Source organism: Micromonospora sp. HNM0581 (assembly GCF_012726175.1).
Lineage (GTDB): Bacteria > Actinomycetota > Actinomycetes > Mycobacteriales > Micromonosporaceae > Micromonospora.
Genome location: NZ_JAASAD010000001.1, coordinates 516,525 through 541,446 on the forward strand (window position 1 = coordinate 516,525; position 24,922 = coordinate 541,446).

Here is a 24,922-nt window from a genome sequence, read left to right on the forward strand (position 1 = left end):
GATGTTCGGGTCGCGGCGCAGCTCCCACCACTCGCGCAGCTTCCACCACTCGTGCGGCTTCCCCGCCTCTGTGGACACGCCCCGGATGCCGGTGTGGTACCAGCCGTCGGCCAAGTGCAGCGGGATCGGCTGCGCGAACAGGTAGGTGATCGCCGCGAGTGGGCACGGGCGACGATCGTGAATCGGGTGATCTCCACCGTCGATCCCGAGGCCCGCCACGGAGCCGAAAGGGCGGGCCGCTGACGCGGCCCGCCCTTTCTTTGGTTGGAGCTGGACTCAGAAGTCCATGTCCCCGCCACCCGGGCCAGCCGGGGCAGCCGGGGTCTTCTCCGGCTTGTCCGCCACGACGGCTTCGGTGGTGAGGAACAGCGCGGCGATCGACGAGGCGTTCTGCAGCGCAGAGCGAGTCACCTTGGCCGGGTCGATGATGCCCGCGGCCAGCAGGTCGACGTACTCGCCGGTCGCGGCGTTGAGACCGTGACCCGCGTCGAGGTTGCGGACCCGCTCCACCACGACGCCGCCCTCAAGGCCGGCGTTGACGGCGATCTGCCGCAGCGGGGCGTCCAGCGCGATCTTGACGATCTGCGCGCCGGTCGCCTCGTCGCCGGCCAGGTCGAGCTTGTCGAAGGCGGTCTTGCCGGCCTGCACCAGCGCCACACCGCCACCCGGGACGATGCCCTCCTCGACGGCGGCCTTGGCGTTGCGGACCGCATCCTCGATGCGGTGCTTGCGCTCCTTGAGCTCGACCTCGGTGGCCGCACCGACCTTGATCACCGCAACGCCGCCGGCCAGCTTGGCCAGCCGCTCCTGCAGCTTCTCCCGGTCGTAGTCGGAGTCACTCTTGTCGATCTCGGCCCGGATCTGGTTGACCCGACCCTGGATCTGCTCGGCGTCTCCGGCACCGTCGACGATGGTGGTCTCGTCCTTGGTCACCACGACCTTGCGGGCACGGCCCAGCATGTCGAGGCTGGCGGCGTCCAGCTTGAGGCCGACCTCCTCGCTGATGACCTGACCACCGGTGAGGATGGCGATGTCGGTCAGCATGGCCTTGCGGCGGTCACCGAAGCCCGGCGCCTTGACGGCGACCGACTTGAAGGTGCCACGGACCTTGTTGACCACCAGCGTGGCCAGGGCCTCGCCCTCCAGGTCCTCGGCGATGATCAGCAGCGGCTTGCCGCCCTGCATGACCTTCTCCAGGATCGGGAGCAGGTCCTTGACCGACGAGATCTTGCTGTTCGCGATCAGGATGTAAGGGTCGTCGAAGACGGCCTCCATCCGCTCCGGGTCGGTCATGAAGTAGGCCGAGATGTAGCCCTTGTCGAAGCGCATACCCTCGGTGAGCTCCAGCTCCAGCCCGAAGGTGTTGCTCTCCTCGACGGTGATGACGCCTTCCTTGCCGACCTTGTCCATCGCCTCGGCGATGATCTCGCCGACGCTGGTGTCACCGGCGGAAATGGAGGCGGTGGAAGCGATCTGCTCCTTGGTCTCGACGTCCTTGGCAAGCTTCAGCAGCTCCTCGGAGACGTTGGCGACCGCGGCCTCGATGCCCCGCTTCAGGGCCATCGGGTTGGCACCGGCAGCAACGTTCCGCAGGCCCTCGCGAACGAGTGCCTGGGCCAGGACGGTCGCCGTCGTCGTGCCGTCACCGGCAACGTCGTCGGTCTTCTTGGCGACCTCCTTGACCAGCTCGGCGCCGATCTTCTCGTACGGGTCCTCGAGCTCGATCTCCTTGGCGATGCTCACACCATCGTTGGTGATGGTGGGGGCACCCCACTTCTTCTCGAGCACGACGTTGCGGCCCTTCGGGCCGAGGGTCACCTTCACGGCGTCGGCGAGCTGGTTCATGCCCCGCTCGAGGCCGCGGCGCGCCTCTTCGTCGAACGCGATCATCTTGGCCATACGGCGTTGTCCTCCTGGACACTCACGGGCCACCCGAGTGTCCCCCGGATGGGCCGTCTGGTGTACGCACCTTGGGACGCCGCCACCTGGCGACGGCGACGTCTCCTCGGCCGGGCCGGATAGCCCGCGACGACCGGCCACGTGCCTCACCCGCAGTTGTGCCACGGGTGCGGCCGCAGCCCCACCGTCCCGACCAGTTGGCACTCACGCCATGCGAGTGCCAATAACTTGTTTAGCACTCTCCCCTGTCGAGTGCAAGCACGATGACCGGGGTCAGCCGAGTTCGGCCGCCAGTTGCACGCCGTTCACCGGCCCCTCGTACGCCCGCTGCTCGGCATAGGTGACCACGAGCCCGACCAGTTGTACGAGGTGGGCCGGCAGCGCCAGCACGGCGACCACCGCGATCGTCAGCACCACCCCCACCGCGGTGCCCGGCGAGTCGAGCGGAGTGACACCGAAGGGCAGGACCGCAAACGCCTCGACGATGTTCGCGACCAGCGTGACACCGACTGCCGCAACGGCCACCAAGGCCACCCGGCCGAGCAACAACCCCAGCCGGTCCCGCAACATCTGGTGCGCCCGGCTGAGCGGGTCGTGCCGCTCGAAGAGGTAGACCGGGCCGGCCATGGCGAACGCGAAGGCCGCGTACAGACCGGGCAGGAAGCAGAGGCAGAACCCGGCAGTGACGATCAGGGTGATCAGCAGGGTCCAACCCCAGAGTCCCAGCGCCCGTCGCACCCCGTAACGCAGGGCGGCACCGGTGTCGGCCCGCTCACCTGCCGCCTGCCGGACGATCACCCAGGTGCCGGCGGCCCAGCCCACCGACTGCACCAGGCCGAGCAGCAGGCTGCCACCGATCAGCACGATCAGGAGCGTCGCGAGATCTGCCCAGAAGTTCGCCGGCAACGCGGCGGAGTCGCCGGCGAGTTGGTCGTCCCAGCCGACCGAGGAATCCACCGCCAGCACGAGCACCGACACCACCGTGGCCGGGAGTACCTGGGTGAGCACGAGGATCGGGAGTAGTTGTCGCCAGCCGCGACGAGCGGCGCCCGCACACCGTGCGAACCAGCCGCCCAGGCCAGCCCCGGGTGGGGTGACCAGAGCGTCGGCCGGATCGAACCCGTGACCAGCCGGGGGATACCAGCCGTATCCCGGTTGGCCGGGGTAGGACGGCACACCGGCGTACGAGGGCTGGCTGGGGTGAGCCGGCGGCACAGCGTACGGCGGCTGACCGATCCCTCCGGCCGGCGGCGGTGAGGACGGACCTGTCGGGGGCAGTTGGTCGGACATGGCACCTCCACAGCGACGGCTGGATCGGCCCATGATCTTCCCTTGTGGGGCACCGGAACCGCAGCCCCCTCCGACCTCTGGTCACGCCACCCCGTCGACGATCGGCCGGCGGGGTGGGCCGGCCGCACTCAGGCGACGACGCGTACCTGCTCGGCCTGCGGGCCCTTCTGCCCCTGGGCGATCTCGAACTCCACCCGCTGACCGTCGTCCAGTGCCTTGTAGCCGTCCATCTCGATCGCGGAGAAGTGGACGAAGACGTCCTGCCCGCCGTCGACGGCGATGAAGCCGTAGCCCTTCTCGGCGTTGAACCACTTCACGGTGCCTTGTGCCACGGTGTCTTCCTCACTCTGCACGGCGTTTTGCCACTTCGGGGCGCCGGGGCACCGGCACCCGGAATACACCGGTTTCCACGGTCCACAGGGACCGTGGACCGGGTGACCGAAATCGCACGCTACACGAGGAGTGACGACGGCGCACGGCCACAAATCGGGCGTATTACCGAAACGGAGATCGTTACCCGTCATTGTGATAAGCATGCGGCATGACGAGCGTCACCGACGGAACCGGCGTAGGTCGGGCCGCCGTCCGCCGGGTGCAGCCGGACGACTCGGCCCGGATGCGGGCACTCCGCCTGGAGATGCTCGCGGACGCCCCGCTGGCCTTCCTGGAAACGATCGCCGAAGCCGCAGCCCGGCCCCATGCCGAGTACGCCGCCCGCGTCGCCCAGGTCTCCGCAGGCCCGGGCACCGCCCAGTTCGTGGCGGACCCGGGCGGCAGGCTGGTCGGGCACGTCGGCGGGATCGCCCACCCGACCGAGCCGGGGGTGACCGTGCTCTACGCCGTCTACATCACACCGGGTTGGCGGGGCACCGGACTACTCACGGACCTGGTCGACTGCGCGGCCCGCTGGTCCCGCTCCTGCGGACGGCACGAGCTGATGCTCGAGGTGGTCGTCGGCAACGACCGGGCCTACCGGGCCTATCAGAGACTCGGCTTCGTCGACACCGGTGTCCGCGTTCCCCACCCGAACATTCCCGCGTTACGCGAACTCCAGATGCGCAGGGCCGCGTAGACCGGCGGACGGTCGCCGGCCGGGGCGGCTGCCCGGAAACCGGAGCCGCCCCGCAATCCCCTAGACGTGCCGGCGACTCTGCACGATGCGGAACCGGTTCGCCACGTACGCCCCATCGGTCAACGCCGAGTTGGCTGCCGCGTTCGCTCCGCTGCCGTGGAAGTCGGAGAAGGCCGCCGACTGGTTCACGAAGACGCCACCGGTGAGGTTCGCCGACAGGTGTACGCCGACTTCGATCGCCGCCGCCTCGGTGGCGTCCAGCACCGCGCCGTCGGTGGAGTAGACGGCGGCAGTCAGGGCACCCTTCTCCCCTACGGTCGACCGAAGGATCTCCAGGCTGTGCGCGGTGGAGTCGGTGGCGACGGCGAAGGAGATCGGCCCGAACCACTCCCGCGAGTAGGTCGCGGTGTCGCCGGCATCGAGCTTGACGATCGCCGGCGTACGCACCACGGCGTCCGGAAACGACGGGTGCTCGACGGCACGTGACTCCAGCACCGGCGAACCGACCTTGGCGACCTCCTCCAGTCGCTCCAGTACCCCGTCGTTGACGATGGCGCCGGTCAACTCCACACCCCTGGCCGGGTCCCCGGTGAGTTTGCCGATCGCCGCGGCGATGCCACCGGCCACCTCGTCGAAACTCTTGTGCCCCTGGTCGGTGTCGATGCCGTCGCGGGGGATGAGGATGTTCTGCGAGGTGGTGCACATCTGGCCGCTGTAGAGAGTCAGCGTGAACCCCAGGTTGCGGCACATCCCGGCGAAGTCGTCGGTGGAGTCGACCACCACCGTGTTGATCCCAGCCTTCTCGGTGTACACCGTCGCCTGGCGGGCGTTGGCCTCCAGCCAGTCGCCGTACTCCGTGGAGCCGGTGAAATCGACGATCCGGACCGCCGGGTGCAGGGCCAGCGTCGAGGCGAGCTTCTCACCGGGTGCCTCGGGAGCCAGCAGGATCAGGTTCGGGTCGAATCCGGCCTCGGCAAGCACCTGGCGGGCGTACCGGACGGTGATGGCCAGCGGCAGCACCGCGCGCGGGTGCGGCTTGACCACGACGGGGTTACCGGTGACCAGCGAGGCGAACAGGCCCGGGTACGAATTCCAGGTCGGGAAGGTGTTGCAGCCGATGACCAGGGCGACTCCCCTGGGCACCACGTGGAAGGTCTTGGACATCCGCAACGGTTCGCCTTTGCTGACAGCCTTCTCCCAGCCGGCGGTGCCCGGGTGCCGGCTCATCTCCGCGTACCCGTAGGCGAGCGCCTCCAGCGCGCGGTCCAGGGCGTGCGCGCCGCCGGCCTGGAAGGCCATCACGAACGCCTGGCCGCTGGTGAACTGCACCGCGTTGGCCAGCTCGAAGACGTTCCGGTGCAGCCGGTCCAGGATTTCCAGGCAGACGCCCACCCGGGTCTGCGGGCCAGCGTCACGCCAGCCGGGCAGCGCGGCCGACGCGGCGGCGACCAGCTGGTCGGCCCCGGCGTGCGGGTAGCCGACGTTGAGTGCGACGCCGAACGGGCTGTGTTCGGTGGCGACCCGCTCGCCGTCCCCGGGCTGGTCGAGTGGGAAGTCTCCACCCAGGTACGCCTCGAAGGCGGCCTTGCCGTCGGCGGCGGCGGTCTCGCCGTACACCCGGGGGCTCGGTGATTCCGGGTAGGCGGAGAAGTACCCCCGCTCCGAGATCGCGGCCAGCGCCCGGTCGAGGGTCTCGGCGTGCCTGTCGTAGTGGGGGTGCGGGGTCTCCGTCATGCTCGCCATCATGCAACACGAAGCCCTCAGATCAGTAGGGGCGTGTCACAACTTCAGATGGTCAACTGCCAGTTGCTCCAGCGGTCCCGCACCCGGAAACCGAGTTGCTCGTTGATGGCGATCATATGGTCGTTGCTTGCGGCGTTGAACGTGTCGATCACCCGCACGGCCGTCTCGTGGGCGAGCAGGTGCCGCAAATTCTCGATCTTGACAAGCAGGCCCAGCCGGTTACCCCGGTGCTCCGGGTCGACGATGGTTATCTGTTGGAACGCGTGCCAGTCCGCGGTGAAGCGCTGCCGGCAGAAGGGCGGAAAGTCGGGCAGGTCGGCGGCGACATTCGCCGCGCCGATCCGGTACGCCTGCTCGATCGCCTCCTCGTCGGTGGAACCGAAGGAGGTGACGGTGACGGTGACGGTCATGCCGGCAGCCTGCGCCTGTGACAGACGAGCGGGCCAGCAAATTCTCGCTGGCCCGCTCGGACGTTGGTCGGGAGGGACGATCGCACAACGCCTCCGGCGTTGGGTCGTAAGGACGCAAAGTCTACGGCGAAGCGCCCTCCCGCACGAAGCATCTTGCGCCGTCCGTTTACAGCCGTCAAGTACCGGGCGGCGTGTTTCGCTCACTCCTTGCGAAATGCCACCCGAGTCCGTTCCGGCTCAGCTGAGCAGACCCGCGTCACGGGCCGCCCGCAACGAAGGCTTGATCCGGTGGGTGGGCCCGACCTCACCGGCGACCGCGTCGAGGGTCTTCAGCCCTTCACCGGTGTTGAACACCACCGTCTCGGCGGTCGGGTCCAGCCGACCCGACTCGACCAGCTTGCGCAGCACCGCCACGGTCACCCCACCTGCCGTCTCCGCGAAGACCCCGGTGGTACGCGCCAGCAGGCGTACCCCCGCCCGGATCTCGTCGTCGTCGGCGTGGTCCATCCAGCCGCCGGTACGGCGCACCGCCTCCAGCGCGTACAGCCCGGCCGCCGGGTCACCGATGTTCAGCGACTTGGCGATGCCGGTCGGCTTGACCGGGACGATCGCCTCGTCGCCGCTGTGGAGTGCGGAGGCGATCGGGTTGCAGCCTGCCGACTGTGCCCCGAATACCTTCCAGCCGCCGGCCGGCGCCGCCACCAGACCGATCTCCACGAGTTCACTGAACGCCTTGTCAATCTTGGTGAGCAGTTCGCCCGAGGCCATCGGGACGACCACCTGGTCAGGAATCCGCCAACCGAGTTGCTCGGCCACCTCGTAGCCGAGCGTCTTGGACCCCTCCGCGTAGTACGGACGCACGTTGACGTTCACGAACGCCGTGTCCTCGAACTCGTCGGTCTCCACCAGCTCGCCACAGAGCCGGTTCACGTCGTCGTACGACCCGTCGATGGCGACCAGTTCACCGCCGTACACGGCGGTGGTGACGACCTTGCCCTGTTCCAGGTCGCTGGGGATGAAGACCACTGACGGCGTACCCACCCGGGCGGCGTGGGCGGCCACGGAGTTCGCCAGGTTACCGGTGGAGGCGCAGGCAAACCGGGAGAAGCCCAATGCGCGGGCGGCGGTCAGCGCCACCGACACCACTCGGTCCTTGAACGAGTGGGTGGGATTGGCGCTGTCGTCCTTGACCCACAGCGGGGCGGTGATGCCCAGCTCAGCGGCGAGCCGGTCAGCGGCCACCAGCGGGGTGAACCCGGGGTCCAGGGTGACCCTGGTTGCCGCGTCCTGGCCGGCGGGCAGCAGGGCCGCGTAGCGCCAGAGATTACGTGGTCCGGCCTCGATCTGCTCGCGCGTGACGGTGGCGAGCACGGCCGGGTCGTAGTCGACCTCGAGGGGGCCGAAACACTCGTGACAGGCGTGCTGCGCGGCCAGCGGGTAGCGGGCGGAACAGGCACGGCAGACCAGTGCACGGGCCGGGCTGGTGGTGTCGATACCGGTGGGGGCGAGCGTCGACGTCATGTCGAAGTCCTCTCATCTTCCCCCGCATCGCACCCTGCGGCGGGGACGGAATTGGCACCTGCCTCGCCAGACGCTCAACGGTGAGCGCGCGAGGTGGTTGCCGGGGCGTCGTCGGGCCGTATCCCTCAGCCCCTCTGGATGAGGTATGCAGTTGTGTGGCCGAGTCTAGACAATCCGGTCGCGGTCGTCGCCCGGCCGTCCCAGCTTGTGAGCGAATCCTCGGCGGCGCCGTCACAGACCCTCATGTCGGTCAGGTATGTTCATGTCTGACCGACATGGCCCCGCGCACTCTCGTCGCCCTCGGACATTCCGGCAACGGCCGCGCGGTCACCGGCAGCCGGCTCAGCTGGTGATGTCCTTACGGGTGAACCGCCAGAAGGCCAGCCCCCAGAACACAGTCGCGTAACAGACCGCCGAGACCGCACCCCGGACGATGTCGTCGGTCTGCACAGGCGTGGAGAGCAGCCCCAACCACGCGGTGCTGTAATGCGTCGGCAGGAACGACCGGATCACGCCGAGGGCGGTGATCTGATCCAGGATGCTGGAGAGAATCCACAGCAGCACCGCACCGCCCACCGCACCCAGCGCCGCGTCCGTGGTGACCGAGAGCAGGAACGCCAAACCGGCGACCACCAACAGCACGACCGCCAGGTAGCCGAGCACCGCGAGCAGCCGCAGCAAACCCTCGCCCGGCTCCAACTGGGCCGCGACCGTGCTGCGCAGCGGCGACCAGCCGTACCGCAGGGTACCGATGGCGAGGGCCGTACCGGCGAGCAGCACCAGCGCCAGCGCCGAGTACGCGAGGGCGACCAACAACTTCACGGTGAGCAGTCGGGCCCGGGGCACCGGGATCGCCAGCAGATAGCGCAGGCTCCCCCAACTCGCCTCGCTCGCCACCGTGTCACCGCAGAACAGCGCCACCACGACAACCAGCAGGAACGACGCCGACACGAAGATGGTGAAGAGAGCGAAGTTCAATCCACCGGAAGTGGCCAGACCAATCAGACTGCCGAACTCACCCCGACCGTTGTCGTCGTCGCCGGTGTCGAACTGGAACGCGATCAGGATGATCAGGGGTAGCAGCACCATGAATCCGAGCGCCAGCTGGGTACGGCGACGCGACGCCTGCCGGCGGAACTCCGCCCCGAACGGTAACGTCCGAGCGGGCCGGTAACCGGCCGCCGCACCTGAAGCGGCAACGGGTGCCGTGTCCCGCCTCGACTCGACATCCGATCCCGTCATCACCGGTCCCCGCTTCCCCGAGAGTTCTCGCCCACCAGGGCGAGGAAGGCGTCCTCCAGGCGGCGCCGGGGCACCACCCGGTCCACTGCGATCCCGGCCCGGACAAGCTCGGCGACCACCTCGCTGCGGGCGGTGCCGTTGGTGTCGACCACCAACTGCCCGTCGACGTCGTCGAGCACCCGTAGACCTCCGAGGCCGCCGAGCACACTCCGGGCCGCAGCCGGATCGTTGACCTCGAACAGCACGCTGGGCGAGTCGCCGACAATCTCCTCGACCGGTCCGGACGCCACGATCCGGCCCTTGTTCACCACCACGGCGTGGGTGCAGGTCTGCTCCACCTCGGCCAGCAGGTGGCTGGAGACCAACACCGCCCGGCCGTCGGTGGCATAACGCTGGAGCACCCGTCGCATCTCGGCGATCTGCGGCGGGTCCAGCCCGTCGGTCGGCTCGTCGAGCACCAGCAGTTCCGGCAGGCCGAGCATGGCCTGGGCGATCGCCAGCCGCTGCCGCATCCCGTGGCTGTACTTGCCCACCCTCCGATGCACCGACGAACCCAGCCCGGCGATCTGCAGCGCCTGCTCGAAGTGGGCGTCCACCTCCGGCCGTCCGGTCGCCCGCCAGTACGCCCGCAGATTCTCCAGACCGGACAGGTGCGGCAGGAAGCCCGGACCCTCGACCAACGCACCGATCCGCGACAACACGGGTGAACCGGGCACAAGTCTGTGCCCGAAAACGTAGATCTCCCCCGCGGTCGGCTGGGTCAGCCCCATCAGCACCCGCAGCGTGGTGGTCTTACCGGCGCCATTGGGCCCGAGCAAGCCGACCACCTGACCCGGGTGCACCTCGAAGTCCACCTCGGAAACCGCGACGAACCCGTCGGCGTACTCCTTGCGCAGCCGGCGTACGGCCAGCGGGGTGTCCGCGTACTCCGGACGCACGGAGGTCTCCCGGCGACGGTGCCGCCAACGCAGCACGGTCACGAGCACGACGAGCCCGGCCACGATCGCGGCGAGCAGCCCGAACAGAACCCAGCGCCAGATCGCCGCCTCGGTGGGAATCGGGTCGCTGTCGACCGTCGGCAGACTGACCGGTGCGTCGGCGACCGCGACCGTGTGGACGGCGGGCTCGATCGGCGTCGTGTACGCCTGGTCCGAGGTCGCCACCACCAACCGGAGCCGGTGACCGGCCTCCACCCGGTGCACGATCGCCGGCAGGGTCACGGTGACCGGCACGGCGGCGTCGATACTCGCCGGCAGGCCGGTGAGCCGGATCGGCGCGATCAGCCCGCTGGGCAGCGTGGCCGCACCCTCCGGATCGACCACGTAGAGCTTGGCGAAGAGTACGGCCGCACCGCTGCTGGACGCGGCGCGTAGCGACACGGTCGGTGCGCCGACGATGTCGACGGCATCGGCCATCGGCTCGGACTCGAACCGGGCGTGCTGCCCCGGAATGTCGCCGGCCACTCCGCCGAGCAGCGAACTCAACGAGCCGGCGAACGGCACCGAGGAGATCGCCGCAGGATTGCCGCGGGGCGGGTTGGCCACCGGCTGGGTCGGGCCGGTCACGGCCACCTCGACCCGGAGGTCGCCGCCGAGACCCGGGTAGTCGTCGGTGCGGTAGCCGGTGGCCACCAGCCCACGATCCAGCGCGTCGAAACCGGCGATCCGGGAGAAGGTGAAGGTCTCGCCCGGTGCCGCACCGTCACCTGCGACGTAGTGGTCGAGCCACTGCGCGGTGAGGAACTTGATCCGGTCGGAGTCGGTCTGCGGTCCCGCGCCGCCGTCGTGACCGCCGGTGAACCAGGCGACCCGCACCGGGGTGCCGTTCGCAGCGATCCCCCGGGCGTTGGCGTCGGCCTCGGCCAGCGGGAAGAGGGTGTCCGCCGCACCCTGCACCAGCAGGGTCGGCGCGGTGATCCGGTCCAGCACCCCGGCCGGGCTGGATCGCCGCAGCAGGTCGACAGCTGCCTGGTCGGCCTGACCGGTTGCGGCGATGCGCAGATAGGTCCGACAGATCTCGGCGGCGAACCGGCCGCAGGCGGGGTCGGCTGCGGCGCCACTCGCCGGTGCGCCGGGGGCCGTTCCCGGCCCCTGACCAGGCGCCGGGCTGGGCGGGCCTGGGGCGGGTGCCCCCTCTGGAGCTTCGGCGGTGCTGCCGGAGATCCCGGCCGGACCGGAACCGACACTTCCGCCGCCACCGAAGAAGATGCCGGCCCAACCGGACTTGAAGACCCCCTCGGTCGGCTCACCACCGGTGCTCTCCGGCAGGAAAGCCCGGGACAGGTCGTTCCAGGTGATCATGGGAACGATCGCGTCGACCCGCTGGTCCTGCGCGGCGAGCAGCAGCGCCAACGCACCGCCGTAGGAGCCGCCGACCACACCCACTCGGGGGTCACCGTCAGCGTCGGTACGTACCTCCGGTCGCTCAGCGAGCCAGTCCAGCAGCCGTTGAGCGTCGCGTACCTCGTGGTCGGGGCTGTCCAGGTGGATCTGCCCACCACTGCGACCGAAGCCACGCGCGGTCCAGGTGAGTACGGCGTAGCCGCGGGCGGCCAAATCCTCGGCGTCGGCGCGGACCGACTCCTTGGTGCCGCCGAAGCCGTGGGCGAGCAGCACCGCCGGAACCTCACGACCGGCCGCGGCGTCGCGCGGAACATAGAGCGTGGTGTCCAGGTCGACCGGCTCGTCGCCGTCCGGACCGGACCGGACGGTGACCATCGCGGACTCGGTACGGAAGAACGGCCGGTCCGGCCAGACCGCCCACACCACCGCCGCCGCCAGCAGGACCACGGCAACCGTGGCGGCGACGACCCGACGACCGGTGGGCAGGGCACGTCGGAACCGCACGGTCGAGAACGGCGATCTCATTGGGCACACGGTACGGCCCGGAACCTGAGTATTACCTGAGATCCGCCGTACGTCTGTCCTGGTAGCCCGATCGTCATCCGCAGAAGGTCATCCGCACAGCGTTCAGTCGGCGAACCTTTGAGCCAACTTCGCATCGCGGAAATTCCCGCTTTTCGTCTGAATTCACTATCAGGTACGCCTATCTCCCGACGGAACGACACCCACCGTGAACAAACACATCTCCGCGAGTCACATCGCTGCAAGTGACGCAAAGCTGACCGTCGCCGACCGGGCCCAGACCAGCCGGCTTCCATTAGTTTCCGGTCCGGCGCACGGGACCGGCTCGTCGACGCCGTCGGACAACCTGCCCCACGCCGGAGGAGACAACCATGACCGTTCCCGCTCCGCGGGTCCGTCGCCGGCCCCGGACACCGGGCCGGCTGTTGCCGCTGCTACTCGCCACCGCGCTGCTGCTGCCGGTGACGTTCCTCGTCGTACAGGCACACCAACTCGTCGACACCGACCACGACGTCGTCGTCCGGGAACGGCTCGGCGTCGAGTACCTTCGCGCCCTCGGCCCGGTGACCGACGCGCTTGTCGACGCACAGAGCGCCGCCGTGACCGGCCGGACGCCGCGCCGGGAAAGCCTCGACCAGGCGGTCGAACAGGCCGCCGCCGTCGACGCGCGCATCGGTGACGAGCTGAGCACCAGCGAGCGATGGGCCGGGCTCCGCGCCAAGCTGGAGGCACTGCCCGAACGCGCGCTCACCGACCGGGAAGCCGCTTTCACCGTCTACGGCGAGGTGACCGACCTGCTACTGGCCCTGCACGACAAGGTTCGGGAGACCTCCGGCCTGATCCGGGATGCGGGTGTCGACGCGTACTTCCTGCAGGACGGCGTCGGGGAGGAAATGCCGGAGGCGACAGTGGCCGCCGGCCGCCTCACCGACCTGGCCACACTGATGAACCGCCGATCCGAGACAGAACGGATCCAGTCGCTGAGTCAGCTGGCCACCCTCCGGGGTGCCGCCCTGCAACCCGCCAACGACCTGGCCAACAACCTGCGAGCGGTGGTGGAGAACACGGAGAGCGCCGAGCTGGGCGCTGCCGTGCTCACACCCTTCGACGCCTACCAGCGAGCCGTCGAGACGATGGCCCTGTACGCCCAACCGACCGACCGGGCCGGCTCGATCGACACACCCAAACTCATCGCCGCCCGCAACGAGGCACAACAGGCCGCCAAACAGCTCCAGCCGGTACTCCTCGACGAGATCGACCGACTACTGGTGGAACGACTCGACCAGCTGGACCGCGACCGTCTGCTGATCCTCGGAGCCGGTGGCCTCGCCACGCTGCTGCTGGTCGGGCTCGCCGCGAACAGCTGGATGTCTCGTTCGCGGGACAGATCCACCGTCGGCACGGGCAGCAGCTCGCCCGCGCCACCACCGGATGCCCACCGGGAACCGGGCGGAGCACACCCGGTCGAGCATCCACCGGCGCTCGAACCGGTGGGGCAGTCGCACGGGGCGGATCGGTGGAGGCCCTTCGATGCTGCTCGGTAGGCTCCGGATCCGCGGCAAGCTCACCATACTGGTGACGATTCCCCTGCTCGGCATGCTCGGGCTGACCCTGCCGGTGGTGCTGGAACGAGCCAGCGTGGCCCAACGGGCCGGTGACATCGACCAGACCGTCCAGCTCGCCAGCCGGGTCGGCACCCTGCTGCAGCACCTGCAACGAGAACGAATGCTCGCCATCGGCCTGCTGCTCGGACAGGTGGAACGCAGCACCCTGGTGCAGGAGATGGTGGAGGTCGACGACCGGATCGTCGACCTCCGGAGCGACTTCGGCGACGACCTTCCGACCGAGGTGGGCGAGGCACTCGACGGCGTAGCGCAACTGGCCGAGGTACGTACGGCCGTCCTGGCCGACGAGGCTGCGGCGCCGCAGATCATGGGCGCATACGGGCCGGTGCACCTGGCACTCATCAACTCGCTACGACTGCCGTACGACGTCGACACCCGCACGCCGGCCGGGCGGCAGACCCTGGCCCTGGACAGCATCCTGCGCAAGAGTGAGGGTCTCAGCAGCGGTGGGACACTCATCGTGCTCGTCGCCCACTCGCAGAACCCACAGTTCGCCACCGCCTTCGTCGCCAACATGGCCGACCTCCAGTCGGAGAGCGCCAAGATGCTCGGCCTGCTCACTGCGGAACAGCGGGCGCTCGTGAACATCGAGCAGACCGCGGTCGACGCCCGGACCAGCCCGGAATTCCTCCGGCAGAGCGCCCTCGACCCGGTGGCCGCGGTGGCGGACATCCCCATCCAGGCCCTCTTCCCCACCGTCTCCTCGCTCATCACGCTCGGGCAGTTCGTCGAGAAGAAGCTGGTCGCCGACGTGACCGCCGAGGTACGCGCGCAACGGCAGGCCGCGCTCGCCGGGGCGTACTGGGTGACCGTTCTGGTCGTGGTGATCCTGGTCGGCGTGGTACTGCTCGCCCTGGCCATCGGCCGCACGGTGACCGGGCCACTGACCCGACTCACCCGATCCGCCGACCGGGTCGCCCGGGTCGCCGAGTCCGAACTGGTACGGGTGGCCGACGACGAGGTCGACAACGCCCAACCCGTCCGCCTCGACCCGGTCGACGTCGGCGCCCGGGACGAGGTGGGTGACCTGGCCCGCGCCTTCGAACGGGTGCAGAGCACCGCCGCGAGGCTCGTCGAGCGGCAGGCGGCGAGTCGCCGCAACGTCGCCCAGATGTTCGGTCACGTCGGCCGACGTACCCAGAACCTGGTCGGTCGGCAGATCGCCCTCATCGACCGGCTGGAACAGCAGGAGACCGATCCAGGGCGGCTGGAGAACCTCTACCGGCTCGACCACATCTCCAGCCGGCTGCGGCGTAACGCGGGCAACCTCGTGGTGCTCTCCGGTGCGGTGGGCGATGTCGCACACGTCGCGCCGGTTCCGCTGGCCAACGTGGTCCGTCTCGCCCTCGGCGAGATCGAGGACTACACCCGGGTGGACGTCCAGGTGCCGACCGACGCCGCGGCGGCACCGGCGATCGTCGGCGATCTGGTGTTGGCGCTGGCCGAACTGATGGAGAACGCCACCGTCTTCTCGCCGCCGTACACCCGGGTGCTGGTCGGCGGCGAAACCACCGAGCATGGTGTACAGCTCACCGTGGTGGACCACGGCATCGGTATGACCGAGGCACGGCTCACCGACGAGAACGCCCGCCTCACCCGACGGGAGCGGTTGGACCTCGCGCCTACCGAGGTGCTGGGGCTGTTCGTGGTGGGTCGGCTGGCCCGCCGGCACCGCTGGGCGGTCGGCCTCTCCGCCACCCCAGGTGGCGGTGTCACCGCCACCCTCCAGATTCCCCGTACCTCGCTTGTCGTCGGGACACCCGAGCCGGCCGGCCTTCCGGTCGCACCGGTCGGCCGAGCCGCACCGGTGGCCACCCTGCCGGCCCGGCACCAACCCGAGCCGTTGCCACCGGCCCGGGACACCCAGGCGCCAGCGGAACCGGCCATGGCTTCGACCGGGTTCGATTCCGAGCTGTTGAGCCGGGCCACCGAGAGCCTGGGGCTGACCAACTCCTGGGACGCGTTCGCCACCGGCCCGGAGCACACCGGGAAAAACGATGCGGAATCAGGCGTAACGGCAGAGATTGACGCGGTGACCGTGACGGTGCCGCAGGTCGCACCGGCGCCGACGACCCCGCCGGCACCGATGCCCGGCGTCCGGCAGCGGGTACCAGGTGCCAGCCTGCCGAGAACGGCACCGAAAGCGATACCGCTCGACACCACAGGCGTGGACCCGAGTGCCGCCCGCGCCGCTGTCGAGGCGTTCGAGTCGGGGGTTCGCCGGGCCGAGCAGAGTCAGGCGGTCGCCATGCCACAGCCGGTGGTGCCGCCGGCTCCCCCGGGGCTGTCACAGCTGTCCCGCAGGGTACCCGGCGCCAACCTGATCGAGCAGCTACCGCCGCAACCGCTCGCGCAGGACCCGGGCGATCCGGCCGAGGTCCGTGACCGCATCACCGCGTTCGAGTCGGGCGTCGCCCGGGCTCTACGCGATGTCCGTAACCAGCTCAGCGACGACGAAGGAACGCCACGTTGACCAGCCCGCACGTGCATGAGAACCTCGACCACCCGAGCCATCCGGCCGGAGACCTCAGCTCCGAGGCCCGCACCTTCAACTGGCTGCTGGATTCCTTCACCTCCGGAACCGCAGGGGTACTGGAGGCGATCGCCGTGTCGTCGGACGGCCTGCTGATGGCCATGTCCTCAATTAAGGACCGGTCCAATGCGGAGCGTCTCGCCGCGGTCGTCTCCGGCATGACCAGCCTGGCGGGCGGGGCGGCCAACTGGTACGCGTTGGGCGGCCTCAACCGGGTCGTGGTGGACATGGCCGAGGGCTACCTCCTGATCAGCGCGATCAGCAGTGGTTCGGTACTCGGCGTGGTCGCCGACCGGTCGGCGAACCTGGGCACCGTCGCCTACGAGATGACCCTCTTCGCCGGTCGGGCCGGTGGTGCGCTCACCCCGCGCCTGATCGCCGAACTCAAGAACTCCGTACAACAATGAGTCCGGACGCCGCCGGTGCCGAAGAGGAGCCGGTGATACGCATCCGGCCCTACCTGCGCGAGTCCTCCCCGGCCGGCTCCGCCGGCCCGGCGGGCGCACCGGCGGCGACCGGAACGGGGCCCGAGGAGGTCGGCCCGAGTGGACCCCGCCCCTTCGTGCTGACCGCCGGCCGGGTAACCGGTGCGGACCCCACGATCGGCCTCGAGACCCAGGTGACCGCCCGACCGACCACCGAATCCTGGAGCGTCACGACCGCCCGGCTGGGCCCGGAACTCCAGACGATCGTGGCGCTCTGCGGTGAGCCGATCTCGGTGGCCGAGATCTCCGCAAAGACCCGGTTGCACTTTGGTGTGACCCGGGTGCTGGTAGGTGATCTACGCGCCGCCGGCCACCTCGACGTACACGTGACCGACGCCGACGATGCTCTCAACCCCGACGTCATCCTTCGAGTGATTGATGGACTCCGTGCAATCTCCTGACTGGCCCGCCGCACCACCGGGCGCGCTCGCCGCCAACAGCGCCGCAGCCCGCTACAGCGGTGCCGCGCCGATCCCGCCTTCCATCGGCCGGGCTACCGCGCCACCGCCTCCACCGCCTCCACTGGCCCACCGCGCAACCGTGCCACCGCCGCCGGCCGCCATGCCCACCACCACGGGCAGGCGCCGGGTGGCCCCGCCGATCCCGGTGAAGATACTCGTCGCAGGTGGCTTCGGGGTGGGTAAGACCACCACCGTGGGCTCGATCTCGGAGATCGCGCCACTGACCACCGAGGCGGAGATGACCACCGCCGGGATCGGGGTCGACGACCCTGGTCAGCGCTCGGGGAAGACCACCACCACGGTGGCCATGGACTTCGGTTGTGTCACCATCGATCGGAGCCTGAAGCTCTACCTGTTCGGCACACCGGGCCAGACCCGTTTCGGCTTCATGTGGGACGACCTCGCCCGGGGTGCACTTGGCGCACTGGTGGTGGTCGACAGCGCCCGGCTCGACGACTGCTACCCGGCGGTCGACTTCTTCGAGCGGGCGGGCCTGCCGTTCGTCGTGGGGGTGAACGCCTTCGACGGGCGGTTGGCGCACGACCTCGGCGCGATCCGGTGGGCACTGGCGATCGGCGAACATGTACCCCTGGTGCAGTTCGACGCGCGGGACCGGCTCTCGGTCCGGGACGCCCTGCTGGTCGTCCTGGACCGGGCGTTGGACCGGGCCACCCGGGAGAAACGGGCCTGAGCCGACCGGCTCGTGGAAAGGGGTGAGGCGGATGAGAGGCGGACTGGACGAAACTCTGGCCCGGATGCGTCGGCGCGAGGAGGTGCTACGCCGACGGGCCGTGAACCCGTCCGACGACCAGCCCGGTCCGGAGCCGGACCACGGTCACGGCTCCGGCCGGGTCGACGGTCGCAACGCAGGACCTGGTTGGGCGGCTGCCCAAGAAGCGGCCCACGAGGCACCGCCACGTCACCCGGTGGAGGACGTGGCCGAGGCACTACGCGCGGCCGTGACAGCACATCCGGGGACCTCCGTCGCCGCTCGGGTCGAGCACGACGGGCAGGCGTACGACCTGAAGGTGACCTGGGTCGACCAGGAGGTGACGGTGAGCGGACAACCGGCCGCGTCGCCGCCTTCCTGGCCGCTGTCGGCGAACACCGTACCCGGCTGGTCCGCCGCTGAGGAAAGGCTCACCGACGACCCGGCGGCCCGGCTGGCCGAGTTGATCCGCCGGGACCCGTCCCTGCTCGGCGGTGAGGAGCCCGCTGGCCGACCGGATGAGACATGACCGAGGCGTTAGGGTCGGGCGGTGGGCGAACCCGAGCTGACCCTGATCGCGAGCCTGCGACCGGCCGCACTCGACGCCCGGCGGGGTGTCGTCCGGGTGCACCCGGAGGCGCTCGCCGCTCTCGCGCTGCGACCGGGTGACCCGGTCCGACTGTCCGGGCGGCGGGTGACCGCCGGCCTCGTCGCGGCGGCCGAGGAAACCGCCAGCGCGGCGCTGCTGTACGCCGACGACCTGATGCTGGGCAACCTCGGCGTACGCGACGGCGGGCAGGTGACAATCAGCCCGGCTCCGGTCACTCCCGCCCGCCGGGTGCTGCTCGCCGGGCCGGCCGAGATCGTCGCGGTGGTCTCCCCGGAGATGCTGCGACTGGCGCTGCTCGGCAAGGTGGTCACCACCGGCGACGATGTCTCCCTGCTGCCACAGGACGTGCTGCCGGACTCCTCGACCCGCACCCTGGTCGAGGCTGCCCGGCGCAGCCTCTCCACCCGGGTCGGCTTCGCGTGGACCAGTACCCTGCTGCGGGTACTCGCCGCCGAACCGGACCCGGGCGCGCTCGTCACCATGGACACCCTGGTGGCTTGGGAGCACAGCCCCACGACCAACGGTGGCACCGGGACCGGCTTGGTCGCTTCCAGACCGACCGGGACGGTCGGGCCGGGTGGAGGCCGGACAGCGGTCGACGGGGCCACCGGAATCGGGCGGCCGGACGGGCCGGACGGGCTCACGGTAGACGAACTGCCCGGTCTGCGCGCTCAGGCCGAGGAGCTGACCGAGCTGCTCGACCTCGGTTTCCACCACCGGGAGGTACTCAGCCGGTTGGGTACCTCCGTGGCGTTGGGGGTACTGGTGAGCGGGCCGGCGGGCTCCGGCAAGGCGGCCCTGGCCCGCGCGGTGGCCGCTCAGGTCGGCGCCCGGGTGCATCCGCTCTGGGCGCCGGAGGTCGCGACGCTGACGAACGACTCGGCCGCAGCCCGACTCCGGGCGGTCACGGCCGAGGCGCTGGCCGGTGGTCCGGCCGTGCTGCTGGTCACCGACGTGGAGGCGTTGGCTCCGGCCGAGGCTCCCGGGCCCGTGACGACCGTGTTCCGGCAATGCGTGGCCCAGCTCGTACGGGCCGGAGCGGCGGTGGTCGGCACCAGCAGCCGACCGGAGTCGGTCGACCCGGGGCTACGCACCCCTGACCTGCTCTCGTTGCGGATCGACGTGCCGCTACCCGACGCCGCCCTACGCCGGGAGCAGTTGACGGTGCTGACCCGGCCGGTTCCGCTCGCCGACGACGTACGGCTCGACGAGGTCGCCACGCGTACCCCCGGTTTCGTTGCCGCTGATCTGGCCGCGCTGGTCCGCGAGGCCGGGGTACGTGCAGCCCTGAGACAGAAGTCGGCGCGGACACCCACGGTGCTGATGGCCGACTTCACCGCCGCTCTGGAGGTGGTACGGCCGACCACCATGGCCGCGGCCACCCTCGACCTGGCCCGGGTCACCCTGGACGACGTCGGTGACCTGGTGGAGGTGAAACAGACGCTCACCGAGTCGGTGCTGTGGCCGCTGACCTACCCGGACACCTTCGCCCGGCTCGGCGTGCAACCGCCACGCGGGGTGCTGCTATACGGTCCACCCGGCTGCGGCAAGACCTACCTGGTGACCGCGCTGGCCGGGACCGGCCGGGCGAACGTGCTGTCGGTCAAGGGCGCGGAGCTGATGTCCAAGTGGGTCGGTGAGAGCGAACGCGCGGTACGCGAGCTGTTCCGCCGGGCCCGGGAGGCCGCGCCGACGCTCGTCTTCCTCGACGAGGTGGACGCCCTCGCCCCGGTACGCGGTCAGGCCACCGACGGTGGTACCGCCGACCGGGTGGTCGCCGCGTTGCTTACCGAGTTGGACGGGGTGGAAGCATTGCGTAACGTCGTGGTGGTCGGCGCGACGAATCGTCCCGACCTGGTCGACCCGGCGCTGCTACGCCCGGGGCGACTGGAGCGGCTCGTGTACGTGCCGCCACCGGACGCCGAGGCCCGGGCCGAGATCCTGCGGGCCTGCGCACGCACGGTCCCGCTCGCCGAGGGTGTCGACCTTCCCGCCCTCGGTGCGGATCTGGACGGTTTCTCGGCCGCCGACTGCGCGGCGCTGGTCCGGGAGGCCGCGCTGGCCGCGATGCGCGAGTCGCTCACCGCCGCCACGGTCAACGCCGAACACGTCGCGGCGGCCCGGTCCCGGGTCCGCCCATCCCTGGACCCGGCCCAGGTCGCCTGGCTCGCCGGGTACGCCGAACAGCGCCGGTGAGCACACCCCCGTCAGCAGGGCGCCGCGTCGTCGAGCGAGATCTCGGCGTACACCCGGTCATCGGCCTCGTGCAGCTTCGCACCGCACTTCTCGAGGACGGACAGCGCACCCCGGTTTTCCGGTGCGGTGTCCGCGACAACGGTCCGCATACCGGCCGCCGCTGCCAGGTGCAGCAGTTCCCGCAGCGCTGCCGCGCCGATGCCCTGGCCTCGGGCCGACCTGCCGAGCCACATGCCGACCTCGGCGACATCCGGTTCGTCCCGTCGGCTCATCCGGATCATGCCGACCACCTCGCCCCCCGCCACGATCGCGTACATCGCGCTGCGGGTCGAGGCGTCGAGCCCGCCGAAGCTGGCGCGGTGAAATTCCCGGAACGCCTCCCGCCGCGCGTTCGACCACCCGGCCGGTGCCTCCACCGGCGGCATCACGTCGGCCGGCTCTGCCTCGGCCACCGCCACGGAGAGCAACGGTTCGATGTTCCGCTCGTCCACCGGCTCCAACCGGACCGCACCAGTCACGTGCCGCAGTCTTCCGCGCCCGGCGCCGCGCGTCCACCCGGTTGCGGGCGACCGGCCCCTCCGGCGGATACGGATCGACCGGACGGGCCGACTCTGTTTCCGGGTCACGCTCCGCGATCGTCCGGCCGGTGGACTCGCAGGGGCGGCAGGACGACCAGGTCACCCACCGGGATCGTGGCCGGTGTTGAGGGCTAGCGGCGGCGGTTGCGGGCCCGGGAGGCCCGCAACCGCACCAGCCGGCCGACCAGGATCGGGTCAGCGGCCAAGGCTGCCGGGTTGTCCAGCAGCGCATTCAACAGCTGGTAGTAGCGGGTGGCCGAGAGCCCGAACCGGTCCCGGATCGCCTGCTCCTTGGCGCCTGCGTGCCGCCACCACTGCCGTTCGAAGGCGAGTATCTCCCGGTCCCGCTCGTCGAGCCCACCGGCCGGGTGTCTTTCCCCGCCCGCGCCGGTGGGCGACTCACCGACCTTCGCCGGTAGGGCCGCGCGGGGACGGTCCTGCGCCGCCGACTCGATCTCGGGGGCGGTTCTCGGCGGTGGCACCGTCTTGGTGTCCGGATCGGTGTGCGCTGCCGGGGTGGCGTCGGCGGGCTGCATCGTGCTCCTCATCCCGGTGCGGCCGGCACGGCAACGCCAACCTGGCCCATCAGCCTAACGAGGGCCGCCACCTGCCGCATCCCGTCACACGGCGGCCTGCCGTCCGCCGGTGGGAACGGTCCACGACCGGCCGGTTCAGGTGATGTCGCGTCGACGCATCATCCACAACGCGGACCCGAGGAAGAGCACGATCCCGACGGTGAACAGCACCGACGAGTGCTGCCAGGTGATGTCCAGGGTGGCCGGCTCGCACTGACCGGTGTAGGTGGCGTCGCACGCCTGCCAGTCCTGGAGGGTGACCTTCTTGGTCATCCAGGCCATCGCGTAGGTGGGCAACAGCCACGCTTCGGCGAAACGCACCTGCGCCATGGCAAGCAGGATGCCGAGCCCGACCTGGCCGACCACCATGACCGCGACTGCGCCGCCGAGCGCCATCGCCGTGTGCCGGCCGAGTGAGGCCAGGGCGAAACCGACAGTCGCCGCGACCAGTGCCAGTACGATGCCGCGCAGCCCGCCGATGAGGAACGACTGCCACGTTCCGGAGGTCATCCCCTCGGTGGTGCCGCGTAGGTTGGCGACCAGCCACATGCTGCCGAACCAAGCCGCTGTGGCGGGTAACGCCAGCGCCAGCAGGCCGGTGAGCAACGCACCCAGCTTGGTCAGCAGGACAGTCAGCCGCTTCGGCCGCCAGAGCAGCAGATTCATCATTGCGCCGGTGCTCCACTCCGCACCGACGAACGAGGCACCGACCACGAACCCGACCATGGCCAGGATCGCGGCGAGCGGGATCAGCATCTCGCCGAAGCTCGCCCGGAAGTCGAAGGTCGGGGGCAGGAACCACTGTTCGTCGAACGACTCCCGGGGCGGCGCGGTGATCTGGGCACAGTCGACCGGATAGTGGTCGGCGGTTTCGCCCGCCGCCTTGACCCGCTCGCAGTTCGCGCGCTCCTGGTCGGCCCAGCGGACCTGCTCCTGATGCTGCCGGTCGATTTGCCGTCGGGCCTCCGCCAACTGCTCTGGACCGATCTTGTGGTTGGTCAGGAACATGCCCGCGGCCACCAGGACCAGCACGACCAGGCCGCCGACGGTCATCCAACGGGCGATGCGCCGCTTGGCCAGCCGGCGCAGTTCGGTACGGAAGAGACTCACGCGCCCCAACCTCCTCCGGCGGGTGCGGACGGTGCCGTCCCGTCGACTCGTACGGACTGGTCGACCTGCCGGTGCTGGCCGGGTACCGGCGCGGTGGCGGTCAGTTCGAGGAAGACGCTCTCCAGGTCGACCGCGACCGACGCGAGTTCGCTGACGTAGAGGCCCTGCTCGGCGAGGAGTCGGGTGACCGTGGCGGGTTTGTCCACCCCGCCGAGCATCAGGTGGTCGTCGTTCGTGGTGACACGCACCCCGGACCGGGTCAGTGCCGCGGCGGCGACCGGGAGATCGGTGACCGCCTCCAGCCGCAACCGGACCGCACCGGACGAGTGCCGTGCCAGCACCTCGTCGACCGGTCCGAAGGCGACCCGCCGGCCCAGCGAGATGATGGTGACCGAGTCGCAGATCAGTTGGATCTCGCCGAGGATGTGGCTGGACAGCACCACCGTCATCCCGGACTCGGCAAGGTTGCGCATCAGGGTGCGCATCTCCCGGATGCCGCCCGGGTCGAGACCGTTCGCCGGCTCGTCGAGGATGAGCAGTCGCGGGTTCTTCAGCAACGCCGAGGCGACCGCCAGCCGCTGCTTCATGCCGAGCGAGTACGTCTTGACCCGCTCACCGGCCCGGTCGCGCAGGCCGACCAGTTCCAGCACCTCGTCGACCCGCTGCTCGGGCAGGCCGCCCGCGCCGGCCAGCAGCGACAGCGTGTCCCGCGCGGTGAAGTGCGGAAAGAACTGTGGGCTCTCCACGATCGCGCCGACCTGCGGAGCGACCTGGTCGAGTGTGTCGGGCACCTCGTGCCCGAGGATCGCCATCCGGCCGCCGTTCGGCCGGATCAGGCCGAGCAGCGTACGCAGTGTGGTGGTTTTGCCCGACCCGTTGGGGCCGAGGAAGCCGTGCACCTGGCCCGCCTCGACCCGCATGTCGAAGTTGTCGAGCGCGTTGCGGGCGCCACGACGTCGACTTCGGTACGTCTTTCGTAGACCTTCGATCTCCAGGACAGCCGACAAGCTGCACCTCCCCCGTTGGTGTGTGGACGACGACACCATACGCGGTATACATGCGAGAGCAATACCCGGTATGCGACGCCACGCCGCAAGCGGTTCTCAGGCGCAGATGACGTGAACCCCGGCCACACGGAATGCCTCGACCACTCCGGGAGCGGCACCGGAGTCGGTGACCAGCGTCTCGACCCGATCCACCGGGCAGATCCGGGCGAAGGCGTGACCGCCCAGCTTGGACGAGTCCGCAATGATCACTACCCGCTTGGCCCGCGCCACCATCAGATTGTTCATCGCCGCCTCGCCCTCGTGGTGGGCTGCGGCACCGAGGAGCGGATCGATGGCGTCCACCCCGAGCAACGCCACGTCCAGGGTGACCTCGCGCAGTAGCGCCCCGCCAAGCGGACCGACCAGCTCGAAGGACTTGGGTCGCACCACGCCGCCGGCCACCACGACCTTCATCCGGGACCGGACAAGCAACTCGTTGGCGATGTTCAGCGCGTTGGTGACCACGGTCAACTGGGCACCTTCGGCGTTGGTGTTGAGGTCCGGGCGTACCGCGAGCGCCCTGGCCACCTCGGTGCTCGTGGTGCCGCCGTTCAGGCCGACCACTGTGCCCGGGGTCACGAGCGCCGCCGCCGCCGCGCCGATGCGCTGCTTCTCCGCCGAGTGCTTGGCCGTCTTGTAACGCAGCGGCAGGTCGTACGACACACCGTTGGCGACCGCCCCGCCCCGGGTACGGGTGATCATCTGCTGTTGCGCGAGCTGGTCGAAGTCCCGGCGGATCGTCGCCTGGGAGACGTCCAGCCGCTCGGCGGCCTCCTCGACGGTGACCCGACCCGAGTCGGTGAGCATTTCGAGCAGGGCGTTCCATCTCGCGTAGCGGTCCACCCCGGGCCTCCCGTGTCTGCACGATCGGTGCTTGGTTGCGTGCACACTAGTGCTCGAAACTAGGAAGAGCAAAAGACAGCTTTGCTCGAACGCCGACACGGTTGCCATTT

At 70.0% G+C, this 24,922-nt stretch carries 20 protein-coding genes, 1 pseudogene and 1 riboswitch; of the genes and pseudogenes, 8 read left to right on the plus strand and 13 right to left on the minus strand.

Going from position 1 to position 24,922, the window contains the following annotated elements:
* Positions 1-276: 276 nt before the first annotated feature.
* The 3 genes from groL to HCA58_RS02455 all read right to left on the minus strand — a co-directional run bounded on the left by groL (position 277) and on the right by HCA58_RS02455 (position 3,521).
* A complete protein-coding gene (gene groL / locus HCA58_RS02445) occupies positions 277-1,899 on the minus strand; it encodes a chaperonin GroEL (protein WP_169596052.1) in 1,623 nt (540 codons plus the stop codon).
* A 273-nt stretch (positions 1,900-2,172) separates the two neighbouring features.
* Positions 2,173-3,189, minus strand: coding sequence for a hypothetical protein (locus tag HCA58_RS02450; RefSeq protein WP_169596053.1), 1,017 nt, complete (start codon positions 3,187-3,189; stop codon positions 2,173-2,175).
* A gap of 128 nt (positions 3,190-3,317) precedes the next feature.
* Entirely contained in the window at positions 3,318-3,521 is a 204-nt protein-coding gene (locus HCA58_RS02455; protein WP_169596054.1) for a cold-shock protein, read from the minus strand.
* Positions 3,522-3,730: 209 nt separating this feature from the next.
* Between HCA58_RS02455 and HCA58_RS02460 the strand changes: the two genes are divergently transcribed.
* Positions 3,731-4,261, plus strand: coding sequence for a GNAT family N-acetyltransferase (locus tag HCA58_RS02460; protein ID WP_169596055.1), 531 nt, complete (start codon positions 3,731-3,733; stop codon positions 4,259-4,261).
* A 60-nt stretch (positions 4,262-4,321) separates the two neighbouring features.
* Here HCA58_RS02460 and paaN read toward each other — a convergent pair whose 3' ends face one another.
* From paaN to HCA58_RS02485, 5 genes and pseudogenes are all read right to left on the minus strand, one after another.
* On the minus strand, positions 4,322-5,995 hold the full coding sequence (gene paaN, locus HCA58_RS02465) for a phenylacetic acid degradation protein PaaN (RefSeq protein ID WP_205807250.1): 1,674 nt from the start codon (positions 5,993-5,995) through the stop codon (positions 4,322-4,324).
* Positions 5,996-6,048: 53 nt separating this feature from the next.
* Positions 6,049-6,276, minus strand: a pseudogene (locus HCA58_RS02470) (GNAT family N-acetyltransferase); the annotation flags it as partial.
* Between the two features lie 375 nt (positions 6,277-6,651).
* Positions 6,652-7,935: a threonine synthase gene (gene thrC, locus HCA58_RS02475; protein ID WP_169596057.1), complete on the minus strand. Its 1,284-nt coding sequence runs from the start codon at positions 7,933-7,935 to the stop codon at positions 6,652-6,654.
* A 9-nt stretch (positions 7,936-7,944) separates the two neighbouring features.
* A riboswitch (SAM riboswitch) is annotated at positions 7,945-8,080 on the minus strand.
* Positions 8,081-8,277: 197 nt separating this feature from the next.
* On the minus strand, positions 8,278-9,177 hold the full coding sequence (locus tag HCA58_RS02480) for an ABC transporter permease subunit (protein WP_169596058.1): 900 nt from the start codon (positions 9,175-9,177) through the stop codon (positions 8,278-8,280).
* Positions 9,177-12,044 (minus strand): alpha/beta fold hydrolase, encoded by a 2,868-nt coding sequence (locus HCA58_RS02485; protein WP_169596059.1) that lies wholly within the window; start codon positions 12,042-12,044, stop codon positions 9,177-9,179. Before HCA58_RS02485 ends, HCA58_RS02480 begins: the two co-directional genes overlap by 1 nt.
* A 368-nt stretch (positions 12,045-12,412) precedes the next feature.
* On the opposite strand from HCA58_RS02485, the gene HCA58_RS02490 reads away from it, so the two are divergent.
* The 7 genes from HCA58_RS02490 to HCA58_RS02520 are packed head-to-tail and all read left to right on the plus strand — an operon-like array spanning position 12,413 to position 20,660.
* Positions 12,413-13,585 (plus strand): hypothetical protein, encoded by a 1,173-nt coding sequence (locus HCA58_RS02490; protein WP_169596060.1) that lies wholly within the window; start codon positions 12,413-12,415, stop codon positions 13,583-13,585.
* Positions 13,572-16,139 carry a nitrate- and nitrite sensing domain-containing protein gene (locus HCA58_RS02495; protein ID WP_169596061.1) on the plus strand — a complete coding sequence of 856 codons (2,568 nt, stop codon included), beginning with the start codon at positions 13,572-13,574 and terminating at the stop codon, positions 16,137-16,139. The genes HCA58_RS02490 and HCA58_RS02495 overlap by 14 nt, the downstream gene beginning before the upstream one ends.
* The gene (locus HCA58_RS02500; RefSeq protein ID WP_169596062.1) at positions 16,136-16,606 is read left to right on the plus strand and encodes a roadblock/LC7 domain-containing protein; all 471 of its coding nucleotides are present in this window, start codon (positions 16,136-16,138) and stop codon (positions 16,604-16,606) included. The genes HCA58_RS02495 and HCA58_RS02500 overlap by 4 nt, the downstream gene beginning before the upstream one ends.
* On the plus strand, positions 16,603-17,085 hold the full coding sequence (locus HCA58_RS02505) for a DUF742 domain-containing protein (protein WP_169596063.1): 483 nt from the start codon (positions 16,603-16,605) through the stop codon (positions 17,083-17,085). The genes HCA58_RS02500 and HCA58_RS02505 overlap by 4 nt, the downstream gene beginning before the upstream one ends.
* On the plus strand, positions 17,063-17,836 hold the full coding sequence (locus HCA58_RS02510) for an ATP/GTP-binding protein (RefSeq protein WP_240955381.1): 774 nt from the start codon (positions 17,063-17,065) through the stop codon (positions 17,834-17,836). Before HCA58_RS02505 ends, HCA58_RS02510 begins: the two co-directional genes overlap by 23 nt.
* Before the next feature lie 31 nt (positions 17,837-17,867).
* Positions 17,868-18,383, plus strand: a complete 516-nt coding sequence (locus HCA58_RS02515; RefSeq protein WP_169596064.1) for a hypothetical protein — start codon at positions 17,868-17,870, stop codon at positions 18,381-18,383.
* Positions 18,384-18,404: 21 nt separating this feature from the next.
* Positions 18,405-20,660, plus strand: coding sequence for an AAA family ATPase (locus HCA58_RS02520; RefSeq protein ID WP_169596065.1), 2,256 nt, complete (start codon positions 18,405-18,407; stop codon positions 20,658-20,660).
* Between the two features lie 11 nt (positions 20,661-20,671).
* Here the strand turns inward: HCA58_RS02520 and HCA58_RS02525 are convergent, their stop codons facing one another.
* The 5 genes from HCA58_RS02525 to HCA58_RS02545 form a co-directional block, all read right to left on the minus strand.
* Positions 20,672-21,178, minus strand: a complete 507-nt coding sequence (locus HCA58_RS02525) for a GNAT family N-acetyltransferase (RefSeq protein ID WP_169596066.1) — start codon at positions 21,176-21,178, stop codon at positions 20,672-20,674.
* Between the two features lie 191 nt (positions 21,179-21,369).
* On the minus strand, positions 21,370-21,774 hold the full coding sequence (locus HCA58_RS02530) for a DUF3263 domain-containing protein (RefSeq protein ID WP_169596067.1): 405 nt from the start codon (positions 21,772-21,774) through the stop codon (positions 21,370-21,372).
* A gap of 135 nt (positions 21,775-21,909) precedes the next feature.
* A complete protein-coding gene (locus HCA58_RS02535; RefSeq protein WP_169596068.1) occupies positions 21,910-22,923 on the minus strand; it encodes an ABC transporter permease subunit in 1,014 nt (337 codons plus the stop codon).
* Positions 22,920-23,930: an ATP-binding cassette domain-containing protein gene (locus HCA58_RS02540; protein ID WP_169596069.1), complete on the minus strand. Its 1,011-nt coding sequence runs from the start codon at positions 23,928-23,930 to the stop codon at positions 22,920-22,922. The genes HCA58_RS02535 and HCA58_RS02540 overlap by 4 nt, the downstream gene beginning before the upstream one ends.
* A gap of 96 nt (positions 23,931-24,026) precedes the next feature.
* Entirely contained in the window at positions 24,027-24,812 is a 786-nt protein-coding gene (locus HCA58_RS02545; protein WP_169596070.1) for a DeoR/GlpR family DNA-binding transcription regulator, read from the minus strand.
* Positions 24,813-24,922 lie beyond the last annotated feature (110 nt).

What these genes read in the sequence shown, in the direction of transcription:
- groL (WP_169596052.1), bottom strand. Translation starts at nt 1,899, where the DNA reads ATGGCCAAGATGATCGCGTTCGACGAAGAGGCGCGCCGCGGCCTCGAG.
- HCA58_RS02450 (WP_169596053.1), bottom strand. Translation starts at nt 3,189, where the DNA reads ATGTCCGACCAACTGCCCCCGACAGGTCCGTCCTCACCGCCGCCGGCC.
- HCA58_RS02460 (WP_169596055.1), top strand. Translation starts at nt 3,731, where the DNA reads ATGACGAGCGTCACCGACGGAACCGGCGTAGGTCGGGCCGCCGTCCGC.
- paaN (WP_205807250.1), bottom strand. Translation starts at nt 5,995, where the DNA reads ATGACGGAGACCCCGCACCCCCACTACGACAGGCACGCCGAGACCCTC.
- thrC (WP_169596057.1), bottom strand. Translation starts at nt 7,935, where the DNA reads ATGACGTCGACGCTCGCCCCCACCGGTATCGACACCACCAGCCCGGCC.
- HCA58_RS02480 (WP_169596058.1), bottom strand. Translation starts at nt 9,177, where the DNA reads ATGACGGGATCGGATGTCGAGTCGAGGCGGGACACGGCACCCGTTGCC.
- HCA58_RS02485 (WP_169596059.1), bottom strand. Translation starts at nt 12,044, where the DNA reads ATGAGATCGCCGTTCTCGACCGTGCGGTTCCGACGTGCCCTGCCCACC.
- HCA58_RS02490 (WP_169596060.1), top strand. Translation starts at nt 12,413, where the DNA reads ATGACCGTTCCCGCTCCGCGGGTCCGTCGCCGGCCCCGGACACCGGGC.
- HCA58_RS02495 (WP_169596061.1), top strand. Translation starts at nt 13,572, where the DNA reads ATGCTGCTCGGTAGGCTCCGGATCCGCGGCAAGCTCACCATACTGGTG.
- HCA58_RS02505 (WP_169596063.1), top strand. Translation starts at nt 16,603, where the DNA reads ATGAGTCCGGACGCCGCCGGTGCCGAAGAGGAGCCGGTGATACGCATC.
- HCA58_RS02510 (WP_240955381.1), top strand. Translation starts at nt 17,063, where the DNA reads ATGGACTCCGTGCAATCTCCTGACTGGCCCGCCGCACCACCGGGCGCG.
- HCA58_RS02515 (WP_169596064.1), top strand. Translation starts at nt 17,868, where the DNA reads ATGAGAGGCGGACTGGACGAAACTCTGGCCCGGATGCGTCGGCGCGAG.
- HCA58_RS02530 (WP_169596067.1), bottom strand. Translation starts at nt 21,774, where the DNA reads ATGCAGCCCGCCGACGCCACCCCGGCAGCGCACACCGATCCGGACACC.